Source organism: Marinifaba aquimaris (assembly GCF_013328345.1).
GTDB classification, from domain to species: Bacteria; Pseudomonadota; Gammaproteobacteria; order Enterobacterales; family Alteromonadaceae; genus Marinifaba; species Marinifaba aquimaris.
This window is the reverse complement of sequence record NZ_JABULX010000007.1, coordinates 62,997-80,119: the sequence shown is the minus strand read 5'-3', so window position 1 is coordinate 80,119 and position 17,123 is coordinate 62,997. Positions and strand designations below refer to the sequence as shown.

At 39.9% G+C, this 17,123-nt stretch carries 17 protein-coding genes; 7 read left to right on the top strand and 10 right to left on the bottom strand.

What is annotated here, in order from left to right:
* Nucleotides 1-12 precede the first annotated feature (12 nt).
* A complete protein-coding gene (ftsZ, locus tag HR060_RS06840) occupies nt 13-1,188 on the top strand; it encodes a cell division protein FtsZ (protein WP_174199546.1) in 1,176 nt (391 codons plus the stop codon).
* A gap of 356 nt (nt 1,189-1,544) precedes the next feature.
* Nucleotides 1,545-2,453, top strand: a complete 909-nt coding sequence (lpxC, locus tag HR060_RS06835) for a UDP-3-O-acyl-N-acetylglucosamine deacetylase (protein ID WP_174199545.1) — start codon at nt 1,545-1,547, stop codon at nt 2,451-2,453.
* Between the two features lie 8 nt (nt 2,454-2,461).
* On the opposite strand, the gene HR060_RS06830 is transcribed toward lpxC, so the two are convergent.
* Nucleotides 2,462-2,935 (bottom strand): DUF721 domain-containing protein, encoded by a 474-nt coding sequence (locus HR060_RS06830; RefSeq protein ID WP_174199544.1) that lies wholly within the window; start codon nt 2,933-2,935, stop codon nt 2,462-2,464.
* An 80-nt stretch (nt 2,936-3,015) separates the two neighbouring features.
* Here HR060_RS06830 and HR060_RS19640 point away from each other — a divergent pair, with 80 nt between their 5' ends.
* From HR060_RS19640 to mutT, 3 genes are all read left to right on the top strand, one after another.
* On the top strand, nt 3,016-3,954 hold the full coding sequence (locus tag HR060_RS19640; protein WP_174199543.1) for a M23 family metallopeptidase: 939 nt from the start codon (nt 3,016-3,018) through the stop codon (nt 3,952-3,954).
* 119 nt (nt 3,955-4,073) lie between these two features.
* Nucleotides 4,074-6,779, top strand: a complete 2,706-nt coding sequence (secA, locus tag HR060_RS06820) for a preprotein translocase subunit SecA (RefSeq protein ID WP_174199542.1) — start codon at nt 4,074-4,076, stop codon at nt 6,777-6,779.
* 81 nt (nt 6,780-6,860) lie between these two features.
* Entirely contained in the window at nt 6,861-7,253 is a 393-nt protein-coding gene (gene mutT, locus HR060_RS06815) for an 8-oxo-dGTP diphosphatase MutT (RefSeq protein ID WP_174199541.1), read from the top strand.
* A gap of 26 nt (nt 7,254-7,279) precedes the next feature.
* On the opposite strand, the gene yacG is transcribed toward mutT, so the two are convergent.
* The 9 genes from yacG to HR060_RS06770 form a co-directional block, all read right to left on the bottom strand.
* Nucleotides 7,280-7,510: a DNA gyrase inhibitor YacG gene (gene yacG / locus HR060_RS06810; RefSeq protein WP_174199540.1), complete on the bottom strand. Its 231-nt coding sequence runs from the start codon at nt 7,508-7,510 to the stop codon at nt 7,280-7,282.
* 10 nt (nt 7,511-7,520) lie between these two features.
* On the bottom strand, nt 7,521-8,267 hold the full coding sequence (zapD, locus tag HR060_RS06805; RefSeq protein WP_174199539.1) for a cell division protein ZapD: 747 nt from the start codon (nt 8,265-8,267) through the stop codon (nt 7,521-7,523).
* A gap of 70 nt (nt 8,268-8,337) precedes the next feature.
* The gene (coaE, locus tag HR060_RS06800) at nt 8,338-8,934 is read right to left on the bottom strand and encodes a dephospho-CoA kinase (RefSeq protein WP_174199538.1); all 597 of its coding nucleotides are present in this window, start codon (nt 8,932-8,934) and stop codon (nt 8,338-8,340) included.
* A gap of 8 nt (nt 8,935-8,942) precedes the next feature.
* Nucleotides 8,943-9,839 carry a prepilin peptidase gene (locus tag HR060_RS06795; RefSeq protein ID WP_174199537.1) on the bottom strand — a complete coding sequence of 299 codons (897 nt, stop codon included), beginning with the start codon at nt 9,837-9,839 and terminating at the stop codon, nt 8,943-8,945.
* A 14-nt stretch (nt 9,840-9,853) separates the two neighbouring features.
* Complete coding sequence (locus HR060_RS06790) at nt 9,854-11,083, bottom strand: type II secretion system F family protein (RefSeq protein ID WP_174199536.1); 1,230 nt, start codon at nt 11,081-11,083, stop codon at nt 9,854-9,856.
* 157 nt (nt 11,084-11,240) lie between these two features.
* On the bottom strand, nt 11,241-12,935 hold the full coding sequence (gene pilB, locus HR060_RS06785; RefSeq protein ID WP_174199535.1) for a type IV-A pilus assembly ATPase PilB: 1,695 nt from the start codon (nt 12,933-12,935) through the stop codon (nt 11,241-11,243).
* 100 nt (nt 12,936-13,035) lie between these two features.
* Nucleotides 13,036-13,527 carry a pilin gene (locus HR060_RS19635; RefSeq protein ID WP_217434884.1) on the bottom strand — a complete coding sequence of 164 codons (492 nt, stop codon included), beginning with the start codon at nt 13,525-13,527 and terminating at the stop codon, nt 13,036-13,038.
* A gap of 374 nt (nt 13,528-13,901) precedes the next feature.
* On the bottom strand, nt 13,902-14,741 hold the full coding sequence (gene nadC, locus HR060_RS06775; RefSeq protein ID WP_174199534.1) for a carboxylating nicotinate-nucleotide diphosphorylase: 840 nt from the start codon (nt 14,739-14,741) through the stop codon (nt 13,902-13,904).
* Between the two features lie 60 nt (nt 14,742-14,801).
* Complete coding sequence (locus HR060_RS06770) at nt 14,802-15,332, bottom strand: retropepsin-like aspartic protease family protein (RefSeq protein ID WP_174199533.1); 531 nt, start codon at nt 15,330-15,332, stop codon at nt 14,802-14,804.
* Nucleotides 15,333-15,355: 23 nt separating this feature from the next.
* Between HR060_RS06770 and ampD the strand changes: the two genes are divergently transcribed.
* Together ampD and ampE are read left to right on the top strand one after the other, a co-directional pair.
* Nucleotides 15,356-15,904 carry a 1,6-anhydro-N-acetylmuramyl-L-alanine amidase AmpD gene (ampD, locus tag HR060_RS06765; protein WP_174199532.1) on the top strand — a complete coding sequence of 183 codons (549 nt, stop codon included), beginning with the start codon at nt 15,356-15,358 and terminating at the stop codon, nt 15,902-15,904.
* 37 nt (nt 15,905-15,941) lie between these two features.
* Complete coding sequence (gene ampE / locus HR060_RS06760; protein ID WP_174199531.1) at nt 15,942-16,805, top strand: beta-lactamase regulator AmpE; 864 nt, start codon at nt 15,942-15,944, stop codon at nt 16,803-16,805.
* The last annotated feature ends 318 nt before the right edge of the window (nt 16,806-17,123 follow it).

Sequence of the window (17,123 nt, the reverse complement as noted above, 5' to 3'; positions counted from 1 at the left end):
GTGGAGAAAAACATGTTTGATTTAATGAGTGAGCATAATGACGAAGCTGTCATTAAGGTCATAGGTGTTGGTGGCGGTGGCGGTAACGCTGTCGAACACATGGTAAAACACACAATAGAAGGCGTTGAATTTGTTACAGCGAATACGGATGCACAAGCATTGCGTAACTCTTCAGCTGAACAAACAATTCAACTTGGTCATACAGTTACTAAAGGTTTAGGTGCTGGTGCGAACCCTGAGATTGGTCGCAAGAGTGCTGAAGAAGATCGCGAAGCGATCAAAGAAACACTTGAAGGTGCTGATATGGTCTTTATCGCTGCCGGTATGGGCGGTGGTACGGGTACTGGTGCTGCGCCTGTGGTAGCCAGTGTTGCAAAAGAGCTAGGCATTTTAACGGTTGCCGTTGTAACTAAGCCTTTCCCTTTTGAAGGTAAGAAGCGTATGAACTACGCTGAGCAAGGTATTGAGCACTTAGCTGAATCAGTTGATTCACTTATCACTATTCCTAACGACAAGCTATTAAAAGTCTTAGGGAAAGGCACAACATTATTAGATGCTTTCAAAGCGGCGAATGATGTGCTTTTAGGTGCGGTTCAAGGTATTGCAGAATTAATTACGCGCCCTGGTTTGATCAACGTTGACTTTGCAGACGTACGTACAGTGATGTCTGAAATGGGCACAGCTATGATGGGCACAGGTGTTGCTTCTGGTGAAGACCGTGCTGAAGAAGCGGCTGAGTCTGCTATTTCATCGCCACTTTTAGAAGATATCGATTTATCAGGTGCACGCGGTATTTTAGTTAATATCACTGCTGGCATGGATATGAGTATCGATGAATTTGAAACGGTAGGTAATGCAGTTAAGGCATTTGCTTCTGAAAATGCGACAGTTGTTGTTGGTGCTGTTATTGACCCAGATATGTCAGACGAACTAAGAGTAACGGTTGTTGCAACCGGTATTGGTGAAAGAAAAGCTGATATCTCTTTAGTCCCGAGTGCTCGTCCAGAGCCAGTAGCTGCTACAAGTTTCACAGCCACTGAAGTCGGTTCTGCGGCAGTGAATATCGAATCTCGTGTTGCTGCTCCTGCACAAGCTGCTCCAGCCGCAGCACCAGCAAGTCAGCCAGGACAACAACAAAGCTTAGATTACTTAGATGTTCCAGCTTTCTTAAGAAAGCAAGCTGACTAAATAACATATTATTTGGCTAGATTTCTAGCTGTTAAAGCAGTTCTCCACTCGGTGTAACTGAATTGGTTACACCCTGCTTTGTCCCGTTTGCGGCTTAAACCGCAAACGGGTTTTCGCGTTGAGCGAAATAAATTTAAGTTTAAAACTTGAACTTGGATTGGAATGTGCAAATGCACATATATGCAGGGAAGATACGAAAGGATACAGAAATAACAAACTTATGGATTTAGAGTGAACTAAAACTAATAAAAACAATCCGATTTGTTACAAATGGCTTGGATATGCTAGGATCGCCGCCCTTTTAGTCAAGAGTGGCTATAATTTAAACAAGAATATAGGAAAAACGACGCCTAAATATGATTTATCAACGAACTTTAAAACAAAGCGTATCAAATACTGGTGTGGGGTTGCACAGAGGTGAGAAGGTTCATATGACCTTACGTCCAGCTCCTGCTAATACTGGTATTATTTTTCGCCGCGTAGATTGTGATCCCGTTGTTGATCTAAAGGTTAGTCCAGAAGCCGTTACAGATACCCGTATGTGTACCTGTATGACAGACGAAAATGGTGTGGCAGTTTCTACAGTTGAACATTTGATGTCTGCGCTTGCTGGTTTAGGTATCGATAACCTCATCGTTGAACTTGATGCCAATGAAGTTCCAATTGTTGATGGTAGTGCTAGCCCTTTTATTTTCTTAATTGAAGAAGCAGGGATAGAAGAACTTAATGTTGCTAAACGCTTTATCCGTATCGATAAACCAATTCGAGTTGAAGACGGTGATAAGTGGGCTGAAATTTTACCTTATCAAGGCTTTAAATTAGATTTTGGTGTTGATTTTTTGCACCCAGCTATTGCGGCTACTAAGCAACACGTTAATTTTGAGTTTTCGAGTGATAATTTTATCCGAGAAGTAAGCCGAGCTCGCACATTTGGTTTTATGAAAGACTTTGAGTACTTGCGCTCAAATAATCTGGCCTTGGGTGGTAGTTTCGACAATGCTGTCGTACTTGATGAGTACCAAGTGCTTAACGCCAATGGCTTGAGGTATGATGACGAATTTGTCATGCATAAGGTTTTAGATGCTATTGGCGATATGTATATGACAGGCCACGCTTTATTAGGTGAGATGCGCTCTTATAAATCAGGCCATGCCCTCAATAACATGCTACTTCGAGCTATTATGGAAAACACAGATGCTTGGTCTTGGGCTGACTTTAATGAAAAAGATCAAGCTCCACTCAACTTCATTCCAGCCAATGCATAATGCCTTGGCTACTTACCTGACTTACTTATCTTGACTAGACGTGCCAGCGCTTGTTGCAGTTCATCTGGCATAGTTTGCATACTCTGACTAATCAGGCTTTTGGATTTTTCTGATAATGGCCTAGCGTTGACCGATTGTTCTATTTTAACTTGGTTGAGGTTTGGTGATTGTTGATGACTTCCTGCTTTGGGATCAACCTTGTCTCTGATTGATATCAACTCGGGTATTTGGGTACGTAGATGCGAGAGCAGATCGAGCCGAAACGCATTAAATCGCATTTTTAATGCGGCATTAGCAATAGCTAACTCTAAAATACCATCACTATAACTTTTGACAAAAATTTGTCCTTGCCATTCTGGCGGTAGGTAATTCGCTAGCTCATGTTGTAACTGGCTGTTATAATCGGCCTTTTGGTCATATTTTGGCTGGGCAAATTTTGATTGATCAAAAACTTGCTGGAGCGATTTAGGCCTCTTTTTCATAGCTATACTTATACAAAGTTATTTGGAATAAAACGGTGGTCATACAATAGGCCCCCTGCGGATATAGAGATTATAACCTAATGGCATTATCAATTAACTACAAAAAGCACGATGTGGAGCTTGAGTGGCGTCTAGACAAACGACACTGGATTGTGCTGCTTATTGTAATGTTTAGTCTTGCCTTGTTAACTCTATCTGTCATCTCGTGGTTAACTGCCTCTCCCGCTTCCGATAATTTGACCCCAGTACAAAAAGCACAAAATTTACTAGCCGATCAAAAACAGCAAGTTGAAGAGCTCAGAGAGCAAACTCAGCTAGAACTGGGCGCATTAAAGCTCAAGTTAGGTGAACTTCAGTCGCAAATGCTGCGCATAAATGCACTCGGAGCTGGCCTACAGGCCAAAGCTAACCTAGAAGGTGATGAATTTAACTTTGAAGTACTACCTGCAACGGGTGGACCTGCGTCAGAATTAAGCTTAGCCAGTTTTGGTGAGCAGAATACGGAACATCACATTTTAACCAACATTGATTCGATGTTAGCTGAACTAGAAGAGCAAGAGCGTCAGCTCGGGCTATTAGAGTCAGTGATGATGAATCACGATGTTGATGTTCAAAGCTACATATCTGGCCGGCCTATCACAAGCGGTTGGCTTTCTTCCTATTACGGGATGCGCAAAGACCCATTCAGTGGTTTACCAGCCATGCACAAAGGCATTGATTTTGCTGGGGAAGAAGGCAACAAAGTAGTCGCTACCGGTGCAGGAATTATTACCTGGGTTGGTGAGCGATATGGCTATGGTAATTTAATTGAAATCGACCATGGAGATGGCTTAAAAACTCGTTACGGGCACAACAAGGCGATTACTGTATCTTTAGGTGATGTTGTCACTAAAGGACAACAAATTGGTGTTATGGGTAGTACAGGTAGGTCCACTGGACCACATGTTCATTACGAGATTTTAAAAAATGGTAAACAAATCGACCCACTTAAATATGTTTACCGTAAGCAAAAAAAGTAGCGTTCAAACTTGTTTTTAGTTAATTTGACCGCAGATAACAAATAATTAGAAGCCATCAGCAAAATGGCGCTTGCCGCTAACAATCACGATGGGCAAGCAAAGCTTCAGGAAACAGATTGATGATCAGTAAAATTCTAACCAAAATATTTGGTAGTAGAAACGACCGAATTTTAAAAAAATTCAACAAAGTAATTAAACAAATCAATGAATTAGAGCCAAGCTTTGAAGCTTTAGACGATGATGCATTGAAAGCAAAAACCGCTGAGTTTAGAGCTCGCCTAGAAAAAGGCGAAACGCTTGACCAATTACTTCCTGAAGCATTTGCCACTGTTCGTGAAGCGAGTAAGCGCGTATTTGGTATGCGCCACTTTGATGTACAGCTTATTGGTGGCATGATTTTACACCAAGGCAAAATCTCAGAAATGCGTACTGGTGAAGGTAAAACCTTAACGGCAACGTTACCTTCATACCTTCATGGTTTGGCCGGTTCTGTTCACGTGGTAACAGTGAATGACTATCTTGCTAAACGTGATGGTGAATGGGCTCGTCCATTATTTGAGTTCTTGGGAATGACAGTAGGTTGTAATATTCCTGGTATGCACGGCGCTGAGAAAAAAGCCGCATACCAAGCAGATATTACTTATGGTACAAACAATGAATTCGGCTTCGATTACCTTAGAGACAACATGGCGTTTAGTCCTGAAGAGCGCGTGCAAGGTAACCTAGATTTTGCTGTGGTCGATGAAGTTGACTCAATTTTAATTGATGAGGCACGTACTCCGCTTATTATTTCTGGTGCAGCTGAAGATAGTTCTGAAATGTACAAGCGCCTTAATGAAATCGTTCCTTTGCTTGAAGAGCAAGAGAAAGAAGACGAAGAAGGTGTTGAAAGCACAGGTGATTACTCACTTGATGAAAAGTCAAAGCAGGTTCATTTAACTGAACGCGGTCAAGAGCGCATCGAGGAAATCTTAAAAGAACGCGGTATCATCGACCAAGATGATTCTCTATACTCAGCGGGTAACATCGCATTATTCCATCATGTGAACGCTGCTCTTCGTGCGCATAAGTTATTTGAAAAAGACGTAGATTACATTGTTAAAGACCAAGAAATTGTCATTGTTGATGAGCATACTGGTCGTACAATGGAAGGTCGCCGTTGGTCTGAGGGTTTACACCAAGCTGTTGAAGCAAAAGAAGGTGTGAAAATTCAAAACGAAAATCAAACTCTCGCTTCTATTACTTTCCAGAATTACTTCCGTTTATACAAGACACTTGCTGGTATGACAGGTACCGCAGATACAGAAGCCTTTGAATTTAATCACATCTACGGTTTAGAAACAGTTGTTGTACCAACTAATAAGCCTATGGTTCGTAACGACATGGCTGATTTGGTTTATTTAACCGAAGAAGAAAAGTACGAAGCGATTATTGAAGACATCAAAGACTGTGTCACTAATAAACGTCCTGTACTAGTTGGTACTATCTCAATTGAAAGCTCAGAGCGCTTATCAGTTGCTTTGAAGAAAGCAAAAATTGACCACCAAGTATTAAACGCTAAATTCCACGAAAAAGAAGCTGATATTGTTGCCCAAGCTGGTTTACCTGGAGCTGTAACTATTGCGACAAACATGGCAGGTCGTGGTACGGATATTGTTTTAGGTGGTAGCTTAGACGCTGATTTAGCTAAACTTAAGAAGCCGACTGAACAACAAACAGAGCATGCAAAAACTGAATGGAAAAAACGTCATGATGCCGTTTTAGATGCCGGTGGTTTGCATATTATTGGTACTGAACGTCACGAATCTCGTCGTATCGATAACCAATTACGTGGCCGTGCAGGTCGTCAGGGTGATGCAGGTTCATCTCGTTTCTATCTTTCAATGGAAGATTCGTTGATGCGTATTTTCGCTTCAGAGCGAGTATCTAACTTAATGAAGAAGTTAGGTATGGAACGTGGTGAAGCAATTGAGCACCCATGGGTTAACCGTGCTATTGAAAATGCCCAACGTAAAGTTGAAGGTCGTAACTTCGATATTCGTAAGCAGTTACTTGAATATGATGATGTGGCAAATGATCAACGTAAAGTTGTTTATCAGCAACGTAATGAATTACTTGATGAAGGCGATATTAAAGAAACAATCGATGTTATTCGTCAGGACGTAGTATCGGATACCGTCGATCAGTTTATTCCTCCTCAATCGGTTGAAGAGTTGTGGGATGTCGCGGGTCTTGAAGAGCGATTAAAATCAGAGTTCATGATGGATTTACCAATCCAAAAATGGTTAGACGAAGATGATAAGTTACATGAAGAAAACTTACGTGAGCGTATCTTACAAGCCTTTATTGATGATTATGCCGAGAAAGAACAGCAGGTAGGTGAAGACGTATTACGCAACTTTGAAAAAGGTATCATGCTGCAAACGTTAGATGGTCATTGGAAAGAGCATTTACAGGCAATGGATCACTTACGTCAAGGTATTCATTTACGTGGTTATGCACAGAAGAACCCTAAGCAAGAATACAAACGTGAATCTTTTGAGTTGTTCTCACAAATGCTTGATGCATTGAAGACAGATGTTGTCAGTATCTTATGTCGAGTAAAAGTACGTGATGAAGACGCAGAGGCGATTGAGCAACAACGCCGTGCTCAACAAGCTAAAGAGCAACAACTGCAACACGAGCAGCAAAATCAATTAGCAGAACAGCAGAAAAAGCAGCAAGCACCTGTTGTAAGAGATTCTTATGCTAAAGTGGGCCGTAATGATCCGTGTCCTTGTGGTTCTGGTAAAAAATACAAAGCTTGTCACGGCCGTTTATCATAGTTTAAAGGGTATCAAGCTAGAAAAATAAAACCCGAATAGCGCATTGCTATTCGGGTTTTTTATTAAAGTGGAATTTATTGAATGAAAAAGCAAGTACATGTTGCCGTTGGTGTTGTTATTGACCAAGATCAAAGGGTTTTGTTAGCAAAAAGGCATCAAGAGCAGCACCAGGGCGGTTTATGGGAATTTCCTGGCGGTAAAGTAGAGGAAGGTGAAAGCTGTCTTCAGGCTCTGCAGAGAGAGTTTCTTGAAGAAGTTAATATTGGGATCAATACAGCTCAATCTTTGATCACCGTTGAGCACGATTACGGTGATAAAGCAGTAAAATTAGAAACTTTAGTTAGCTACGATTTTAGTGGTGATGCAAAAGGGTTAGAAGGTCAGAAAGTTGAGTGGGTTAAAATAGCAGAGCTTCACAACTATCAATTTCCAGAAGCGAATAAAGTTATTTTACAAGCTATTGAGCAGCTTTAAATGATAGGGTGCCTGAACACTCAGGCTTACTCTTTAAAAAATTGCTCGTTTAATTGCTCACCTAACATCTCTTCAATATCGAACTCATCGATATGACCTGTCAGATTAGGCTTAAGATTTTCGCCTTTTATTACATTAGATTCACTAGCCCATTCGCCTAAATCAATTAACTTACAACGTTTAGAGCAAAAAGGACGGAATTCATTGTCTGTTGACCAAACAACTTCTTTTTTACAGGTAGGACAATTTACGTTCATAGGGTAAAAATTAACAGCAAGTGAGTTTGAAAGAAATATCTGTTTCTGAGGCAGCCTTGCCTTGCTCGTTACAAAGCTCCATAAAGCGAATAGAGAACCTGTGTTTGTTGCCACTCACGGTTGGGTAGGTTTGAGATTCAGCAGGCACTGAAATTAACAATAGTTCAGTATTTTCGGTCGCGTCTTGATAAAAACCGTTATTCGCAGTTACGTGAGCACTTTCGCCACGGTCTCGAACAAACTTAAGATCTAAGCTAACTACGTTGTCCAGTATTTCGACATATCCGAGCCAGTTATTGATATCTTGACGTTTACAAGCCTCGTCTTGATGCAGCCAGAAATGTAGGTGTGGTAGATCAAAGCAGCAAGTACCACCGGGAATATTAAATCTTTGCTTGATAGAGGAAAGAAATTTATCTTCTTTGATTTCCTGACCGAGTCGGCCTGACTTTTGTAAAGCATTGGTAGTGCGCATTACTGTTTGTAGCACATCGCCGAGTGCAGAATCGTCAATATTGGGGTGTTGTGACCATGCTACTAGGTTTTTTTCGTGTTTTTCTAGATCTTTGAGCAGGTCACCTTTTAAATCACCGCGTTCTGTAACTTCGGCTATTGCAAATAAGGCTTCGAAAAAACCTATCATAGATTCAGCTGATAGGTCAGTAGACAATGACTTCATACGGTTGATCAAATACTCAATTCTGAGATAAGTACGTATTTTCTCATTTAGTGGGAATTCGTATTCAACACAAGCCATGGTCATGATTCTTATTTTTCTACTTAATCGCCTACAATAACACTTAGTTTTATTAAGGTTAACAACTAGTTTAGATTAAACTTAGATATTTGCGATGAAAACTGTCAATTTGTTGGGATAAATAGGCAAGATCGCGACTGTTATCAACAATATCATCAGCTACTGCTTTTCTTTGTTCTCTTGTTGCTTGGGTCTTTATTATACTTTTTATTAAGTCAGTTGAGTTTTTATCGCGTTTGCTAGCTCGCTCAATCTGCAAGCTTTCTGGGCAGTCAATGACTAGAATACGATCGACGAGATCAGATAAGTTATTTTCTACTAAAAGTGGGATGGCCAAAATAACATAAGCTGAATGAGCGCTTTGAGCTTGAACAATCATTTGTTCTCGAATAATTGGGTGAAGTAAATTATCGAGCCAAGCTTTTGCATTTGGAGTAGAGAATACAATTTTTCTTAGTACGGCTCGATTTAGCTCGCAATCGTCTTGAAGAACATGAGAGCCAAAATAAGTACTAATTTCCTCAAGTGCTGGCTGACCTTTAGCAACGACTTCTCTTGCGATTAGATCTGCATCGACAATATCGATGCCAGATTCTTCAAATAGCTGACAAGCCGCACTTTTACCAGAGCCAATTCCACCGGTTAAGCCAATAATTAGTTTAGTCATTTTTGAATTTAAACGAAATTTGCTAAGTAATACTGAGTAAGGTCGTCACGCCAATAAAATGCAATCCAGCCAGCTATAGCTAAATAGGGACCAAAGGGAATGGGTTTACTTTCACCTTCATTTTGAAATTTCATGATTAATATACCCAAAATAGCGCCGACAAAAGATGAAATTAATATTATGGGTAGTAAAGCTTGGTAGCCCATCCAAGCTCCAAGGGCTGCGAGTAGTTTGAAATCGCCATAGCCCATACCTTCTTTACCTGTGATTAGTTTAAAGAGCCAGAAAATAGACCAGAGCGACAGGTAACCCAATGCTGCACCAATAACGGCACTTTCTAACGTAACAAAGGTTGAGTTAATGTTGATTAATAGACCTAACCATAATAGCGGTAGGGTGATTTGATCTGGCAGTAGCATTTTATCAAGATCAATAAAGGTCAATGAAATCAGCATAAAGGTAAAAATAAGTGCGGCAATGGCTGCTAGCCCAAAGCCAAAATGCCAAGCGGCAAAAGCACCTGCTAAGCCTGTTAGTAGCTCAACTAGAGGATACCGTACAGAAATTGGATTATCACAATTAGCACACTTTCCTCTTAAAACTAGCCAGCTGATGATGGGAATGTTTTGCCATGGCTTGATAGATGATTTGCATTTAGGACAGGTAGAGTTAGGTAAAACAAGGTTGTAAGTTTCTTGTTGTTTTTTTTGATTGTCTTTGCCTTTGTTATTCAGTTCATCTGCAAGTAAATCTCTGCATTCACAAAACCATTCTCGCTCGAGCATGATAGGTAAACGATGAATAACGACATTTAAAAATGAACCAACTAAAAGGCTGAAAATAAAAACAAACCCTAGCCAAAGGCTAGGGTTTTCGAGAAAAAGAGTGAAGATATTATCAAACATATAATTTTAGTAACTTAACCAACAATTTTACCCATCTCAAAGATAGGTAGATACATGGCGATGATAAGGCCACCAATTACAACACCTAACACAGCCATAATTAATGGCTCGATTAATGATGATAAGCCATCTACCGCATCATCAACTTCTTGTTCATAAATAGCGGCAACCTTATTTAGCATATCGTCAATTGCACCCGACTCTTCACCAATTTGCACCATTTGTACAACCATAGCGGGGAATAGGTTAGTGTTACGCATAGCAATGTTCATTTGCATACCAGCTGATACTTCGTGTTTGATATTTAAAATTGCCTTACGGTATACAGCATTCCCAGATGCACCCGCTGCAGAATCCAGTGCTTCGATTAATGGTACACCAGCAGAAAAGGTTGTTGCTAATGTTCTTGCATAACGAGCAAGTGATCCTTTATTGACTATCATGCCAACTACGGGAAGTTTTAATAGCACTCCGTCTAGGTTGTCCCTGAGTTTGCGGTTTCGTTTGTAGGTATATAAAAATGCAGCCACTGCAATGGCCAAAATAGCGGCTATTTTTAGCCCGTGGTCTTGTAGAACTTCTGAAATTCCAATGACCATTTGAGTAAAAGCAGGTAATTCTGCTCCAAAACTGGCAAAAATTTCTTGGAATTGTGGCACTACAAATAACAGAAGAATAATCGTGACAATCGTTGCTATAGCGACTACTGCAGCAGGGTAGAACATTGCTTTTTTAATTTTAGATTTTAACGCTTCTGATTTTTCTTTATAAACTGCAATTCTGTCATAAATGCCTTCTAAAGCACCAGATTGCTCACCTGCCATGACCAAATCACAATATAAATCATCAAAGTGAAGAGGGTACTTCCTTAATGCTTGATTTAATGGATTACCTGCAGCTATATCGGTACCAATATCTGCCAGTAATTTCTTTAATGCTGGGTTGTCTGAACCTTGAGAGATGAGTTCTACCGATTGCACTAATGGTACACCTGCAGCAAGCATGGTCGCGAGTTGGCGAGTCATTACGGTAATATCAGTTGAGGTAACCTTGCCTTTTTTCCTCGATTTAGCTTTTGCTTTAACTTGTGTTGGGGTTACACCTTGTTGTCGGAGTTGTAATTTAGCTTGGGCTAATGTTTCCGCAACGAGAGTACCATTAACTTTTTCACCGCGGCGATTAACACCTTTCCACTGAAATTCACTGGGTTCTTTGACTTTATTTTTTGTATTTTTTGGTGCCATGTGATTCAACCTAACAATAACGACCTGATATCGACAGGTTAATTTTGCTATTGGATTTTAAATTTTCAGCTCTAAGAGCCTGATATTCGATTACTATAACGCCTGCATAATTTTTTGTCAGCCTAGCAATTGATATAACTATATTCAGTCTATTGATTTAATAGTTAGTAACCCTAGATACTTCCTCTAAACTTGTCACACCATCTAGCACTTTTTTGATACCTGATTGTCTTAGGTTATTAAAGCCTTCTTTTTGTGCTTGCTCGGCAATTTGCAATGAATTGCCTTCTTGCATAATTAAATGAGCAATTTCTGATGTGATAGGTACCACTTCATAAATACCAACCCGGCCTTTATAACCACCAGAACACAATTCACAGCCAACAGGTTTGTATAGCGTCATATTGCTTATTTGTTCTTGAGTAAAACCAAATTTTAAAAGCTCATTTTCTGTTGGTAATTCCGTTTCTGGTTCTTTGCAGTGTTTGCATAACCTACGAGCGAGACGTTGAGCAATAATAAGTGATACTGAACTTGCAATATTAAAACTCGGGACACCCATATTTAATAAACGAGTGAGTGTCTCTGGTGCTGAGTTAGTATGAAGTGTTGACAATACTAAGTGACCAGTTTGTGCCGCTTTTACCGCAATCTCGGCAGTCTCTAAATCACGAATCTCACCAACCATAACAATGTCAGGGTCTTGACGTAAGAATGACCGTAATGCTGCTGCGAAGGTTAAATCGGCTTTTGGGTTAATTTGTACTTGGTTGATGCCTTCTAAGTTAATTTCAACTGGGTCTTCAGCTGTTGAGATATTACGCTCTGCAGTATTTAAGATATTTAAGCCAGTATAAAGCGATACGGTTTTACCCGAACCCGTCGGCCCTGTAACTAAAATCATGCCTTGTGGTTGATTTAATGCATTTAAATATTTTTCTTTTTGTTCTGCTTCATAACCTAATACATCTATCCCTAACATTGCGCTTGATGAATCTAGGATACGCATTACTACCTTCTCGCCCCACATGGTAGGCAAGGTTGAAACACGAAAATCTATAGATTTTTTCTTCGATATCTTTAGCTTGATACGTCCATCTTGCGGTTTACGTTTCTCTGCAATATCTAAACGCGACATGACTTTTAAACGTGCTGCTAAACGAGTTGATAGGTTAACTGGTGGGGATGCAACTTCATGTAAAACACCATCGATTCGAAAACGCACGCGATACGAGTTTTCATAAGGCTCAAAATGTAAATCGGACGCGCCTTTTTTAATGGCATCTAATAAAATTTTGTTGATATAAACAACAATCGGTGCATCATCTTTATCTGGCGCATCATCATCATCTTGTGTTTTATCTTCAGCAACTTCAATACCCGTTAACTCTTCCTCATTAAAGTCATCGAGGCCCAGCTCTTCTTCTTCTAATAATTTATCAATGGTTTGCTGAAGAAGATCAGCGCTGACACAGATAAATTCAGCAGCAAGACCTGTGCTAAATTGGAAATCTTCTAACGCGGCATAATTTTGCGGGTTCGCAGTTGCTAAATATAAAACTCTGCCTTTTTGATGGATAGGTAAGCATTGATGTTTGAGAATGAGTTTTTCATTGACTTTTTCTCGATCGAAGTTTGAAAAATCGATACTTTCAATATCTACAAAAGGAATGTGATGAAAACGGCTAAGTTGCTCAGCGATTGAAAAAGCGTTTAGGTTATCTGTTTTATTGCATAGTGCTTTAATAAAAGATAAATCATTAGTGACTTCTTCGAGCGCGGATAACTCTTCTGTAATTGCATTATTGATTAGGCCAATCTGTGTAAGACTGGAAATTAAGCTAGTGTTCATATAAAGCTAATTCTTTTTTATTCTTTTTTAACTTTACACTGAGTTTACTACAGATACAAAAAAAGCGGCATAAGCCGCTTTTTAAAAGGGAAAATTAAAACTAGTTAGCACAGTTCCCGTTTATTGTAGAGGCCGTTGCACCAGCTTGGTTGTTTGCTGTGCCATCGATATTTTCAGAAGTTAACCAGGTAACACGGCTATTTGCTACTACAGGTGTTAATGTAATACCATAATCAATATCATTTTGCACCGCACCTGCCGCAGGAGCATCCCTTTGTGCTTCGACATGGATGATACCGCCGGCTACTACGTTAGCACAAAAAACAGTTGAACCTGCTGTAGCAGCAATAGCTGCAGGAATACCATTTTGGCTTGCAACACAAGCATTCAAGTTAGGAGCACCTAGCGCTGTTTGAGTTGTAACACATGCCGCTACCACTTTTTTAAGTGACTCTGCTGTTTGCACTGCTTCTGTTTGACGAGCTGAGTTAATGTAATCATTATACGCAGGTACCGCTACTGCAGCTAAGATACCGATAATCGCTACTACGATCATTAATTCGATTAATGTAAAACCTTGCGATTTTTTCATTTGGTTTTTCATAAATTAGTTTCTCCAAAGTTGTTATTTAGGCGACAGCCCGTTACCAACGACTACAAACTGTCAGTAACCGCCTGACTTTTATTATTGTTGACAGACGTTAAAGCTAAGATTAGATCAATAAAAAAACCTAAACAAGCTTTAATTTAGGTTAATGTTTGTAACGGAATGTAATTCACATCTTAATGGCTTAAGGCCTTTATTTACAAGGCCTTGCAGTGCACATAAGAGGTCTGTCCAGTTTGTAAGGGGCTTCAAAATAAAGCGATTTGTTTCCAAAGAACGGCTTTTAAAATTAAGCCGTTTTTAGAGAATGTTAATAAATTGTGGTGTTTTTTTAGTCTGCATGACCGTTATTGTTAGAATCACTCGAGTCGCAAACTAAGATCGACTGCTCTAACGTGTTTAGTTAAAGCGCCGCTTGAAATAAAGTTGACGCCAGGTTGGGCGTAGTTGGCAATTGTCTCTATGGTGATATCGCCTGATACTTCTATTTGTAATTGGCCATTGGCTATTTCGACCGCTTTAGCGATATCTTCAGGTTGGTAGTTATCAAGCATCACGATGTCAGCGCCAGCGTTAAGCGCTTGTTTTAATTCATCGTTATTTTCCACTTCTACTTCAACCTTTTTTCCCGGCGCAATTTGGTGGGCTTGCTCAACTGCTTTATCAATACCGCCTGCAGCGGCAATATGGTTTTCTTTAATTAAAAACGCATCGTATAAGCCAATTCTGTGATTGGCGCCGCCACCACATTTAACTGCATACTTTTGTGCTAGTCTCAGTCCTGGAATGGTTTTTCTTGTGTCGAGTAATTTGGTGTCTGTATGAGCGATTTGCTTGGCATAAATAGACGTAGCAGTTGCCGTTCCTGACAGCGTCTGTAAGAAGTTTAGAGCGGTGCGTTCACCAGTTAATATCACTCGGGCATTGCCAGATAGCGTAAATAAAGTGCTATTTGCTTTAACTTCGTCGCCATCCTTGACTAGCCATTGAATTTCTAAGCCCTCATCCAGTTGTTTGAATGTTTCATTAACCCAATCTACACCACAAATTATAGAATCTTCACGCGTTATGACTTTTGCATTTGATGTTTGTGCGGCAGGTATTAGTTGCGCGGTAATATCTAAATCGGCTTGGCTGCCGTTTAAGTCTTCGAATAAAGCTTGCGCTACTTGAGATTGAATAGAGGCTGATAACGTCATAACAAAGGTCTTAATATTTTGATGCAGCAAATATTAATGGATATCAGCCAGAATAGCTATTTATAAGCGCAGCGTCAGATAATCACCTTTTTGCACCAGCTCCAACCGTTTTAGTGCACTCATACCCAATAAGATGCCCTCTCCATCCATATAAGGGTTGATATTCCCTGAGATGTTTCTCAACTTAATGGTACCAATTTCTAGGGTAGGGATGTTGGTACTGTATACGGTAATTTGACCATTAGCGGTATTAACTCTTTGCTCGTAACCGTATTCCAGGTTCAATCTCTGAGCTAACTTTTCAGGTATAGATACGTTAGTTGCTCCGGTATCGAGTAGAAAAGTAACTTCTTTGCCATTAATGAAACCCGTGGTGACATAGTGACCTGCACGATTGCGCTTTAACTCAACTTGAGCAACACCATTTTCAAACCTAGCGTTGGGATCCATGTTAGGGTTAACTTGCTTTTGCAGGCTGTCATCAAAAAACACATAGAGCAGTAGCAATGCACTCAACCAAGCGGCGTAATGCATCCATTTTGCAAACTTTTGTGTGCTATCTTGCGTTTTTGGTTGATAATCATCAGACATAGTTTAGCTACCCTAATAAAACAATGAAGAACTTGTCTATTGCTAATCATATCTTGTCAGATGTGCATTACCAAGCTTCCCCACATTTTAATACTCGACCCACAAATACAGAGATCAATTTACTGGTGATCCATTGCATATCCTTACCAGCAGGGCGATACGGGTTACCTTATATTGATGACTTATTTTTAGGCTGCTTAGACTGTCAGGCCGATCCGAGCTTTGCTGACTTAAAAGACGTTAAGGTGTCTTCACACATTTTGATTCGACGAGATGGCGAAATTATCCAGTATGTACCTTTTAATGAACGCGCTTGGCATGCTGGTGTGTCAAGTTTTGCAGGTGTAGATGGCTGTAATGATTATTCAATCGGGATAGAATTAGAAGGCACTGATGATAGTGAGTTTGAATCTGCCCAATACCAAAGTTTAATAGAAGTGACGCGTGCGATTATGCAAAGCTATCCTAAGATTACTTTAGACAAAATTGTTGGGCATAGTGATATTGCCCCTGGCCGAAAAACGGACCCTGGAACGGGCTTTGATTGGTCTTACTATAAAAGCGAACTTTAGCCCAAAAACCTACTTTCCAATTTGATAAGAATATAAGATGACATTAATTAGTTTATTAGTGGTAATACTGTTAGAACGCATGGCGTTAACCAAATCGTCATTACATTATGCCTCTTGGTACAATATATATAGGAATTTACTGGCCGATCAAATTAAGTTTGATTCAATCAATAGCTTAAAAAAACAAGTATTGATTTGTTTATTACTGCCAGTACTTATTTTGTTTTACATTCAGCACCTGCTTGGGTTTAGTCTGTTTGGCATTTTATTCAGTTGTTTAATTTTATTCGTTTGTTTAGGTTGCCCAAATCAACGCATGCTTTACAAAAAGTATTTAGAAGCGGCCAACAGAGGGGATAAACAAGCGTGTTATGAGTACGCAAGGCAGCTTGGGATGCAAGTTGATGAGCAAGAACAGTGCAAAGAAACGTTTGGTCAAACACTTGTTTGGCTTAATTTTCGCCACTATATAAGTGTCATTTTTTGGTTTGCATTACTGGGGCCTGCGGGAGCTATTTTGTATGCCTTTAGCATGGCTATGCTCAGCGAAATACAGAAATTAAAAGCAGAGGGGGCTGAGACGCCTTTTGTCCATGCAGAACCTGTCCTAGATCATATTTTACTGGTGCTCAACTTCGTGCCAGCGAGAATAGCCACTTTTGCTTATATGTTTGTTGGGAATTTTTCTAATGCTGTTGGTTATTGGTTTGAACACTTATTTGATACTCAAATCGATACTAGGGAGTATGTGAGGAAAGTAGCCGTTGCTGCAGAAGATTTTACTTGCCCAGATGGTGATTGTTTGACTGAACCAAAAGTCATGTTGAAACTAGCGAAAAGGGCTGTCGTTTTTTGTATTGCCGTGATTGCTACACTGACCATAGCTGGCATTTTACAATAGCCAATCTGTTATCAAATAGGCCTGTTTTTCAGGCCTTTTTTGTATTTATCTAACCGTTCACCAAGCCTCTAAACAATTCATTTATCGACTCTTTTCACCTTTTTTACTTTACGTAAAGCTAGTTGACCAATTTGTTACATTTTCTAATAAGCATTGGCATAGACCACCAATTCTGCTAAAGTATTGCGCAAATTTAGATTGGTAAGACCAATTTACCGAGTTTGATTGTGGTGGTTTGGCAAGCATTTCTGTTGTGGTGTATCTCGCAATGGTTGAAGTTTTACGATGTTTGCCGAGTTTGTACTAAGCTTAGCCAAA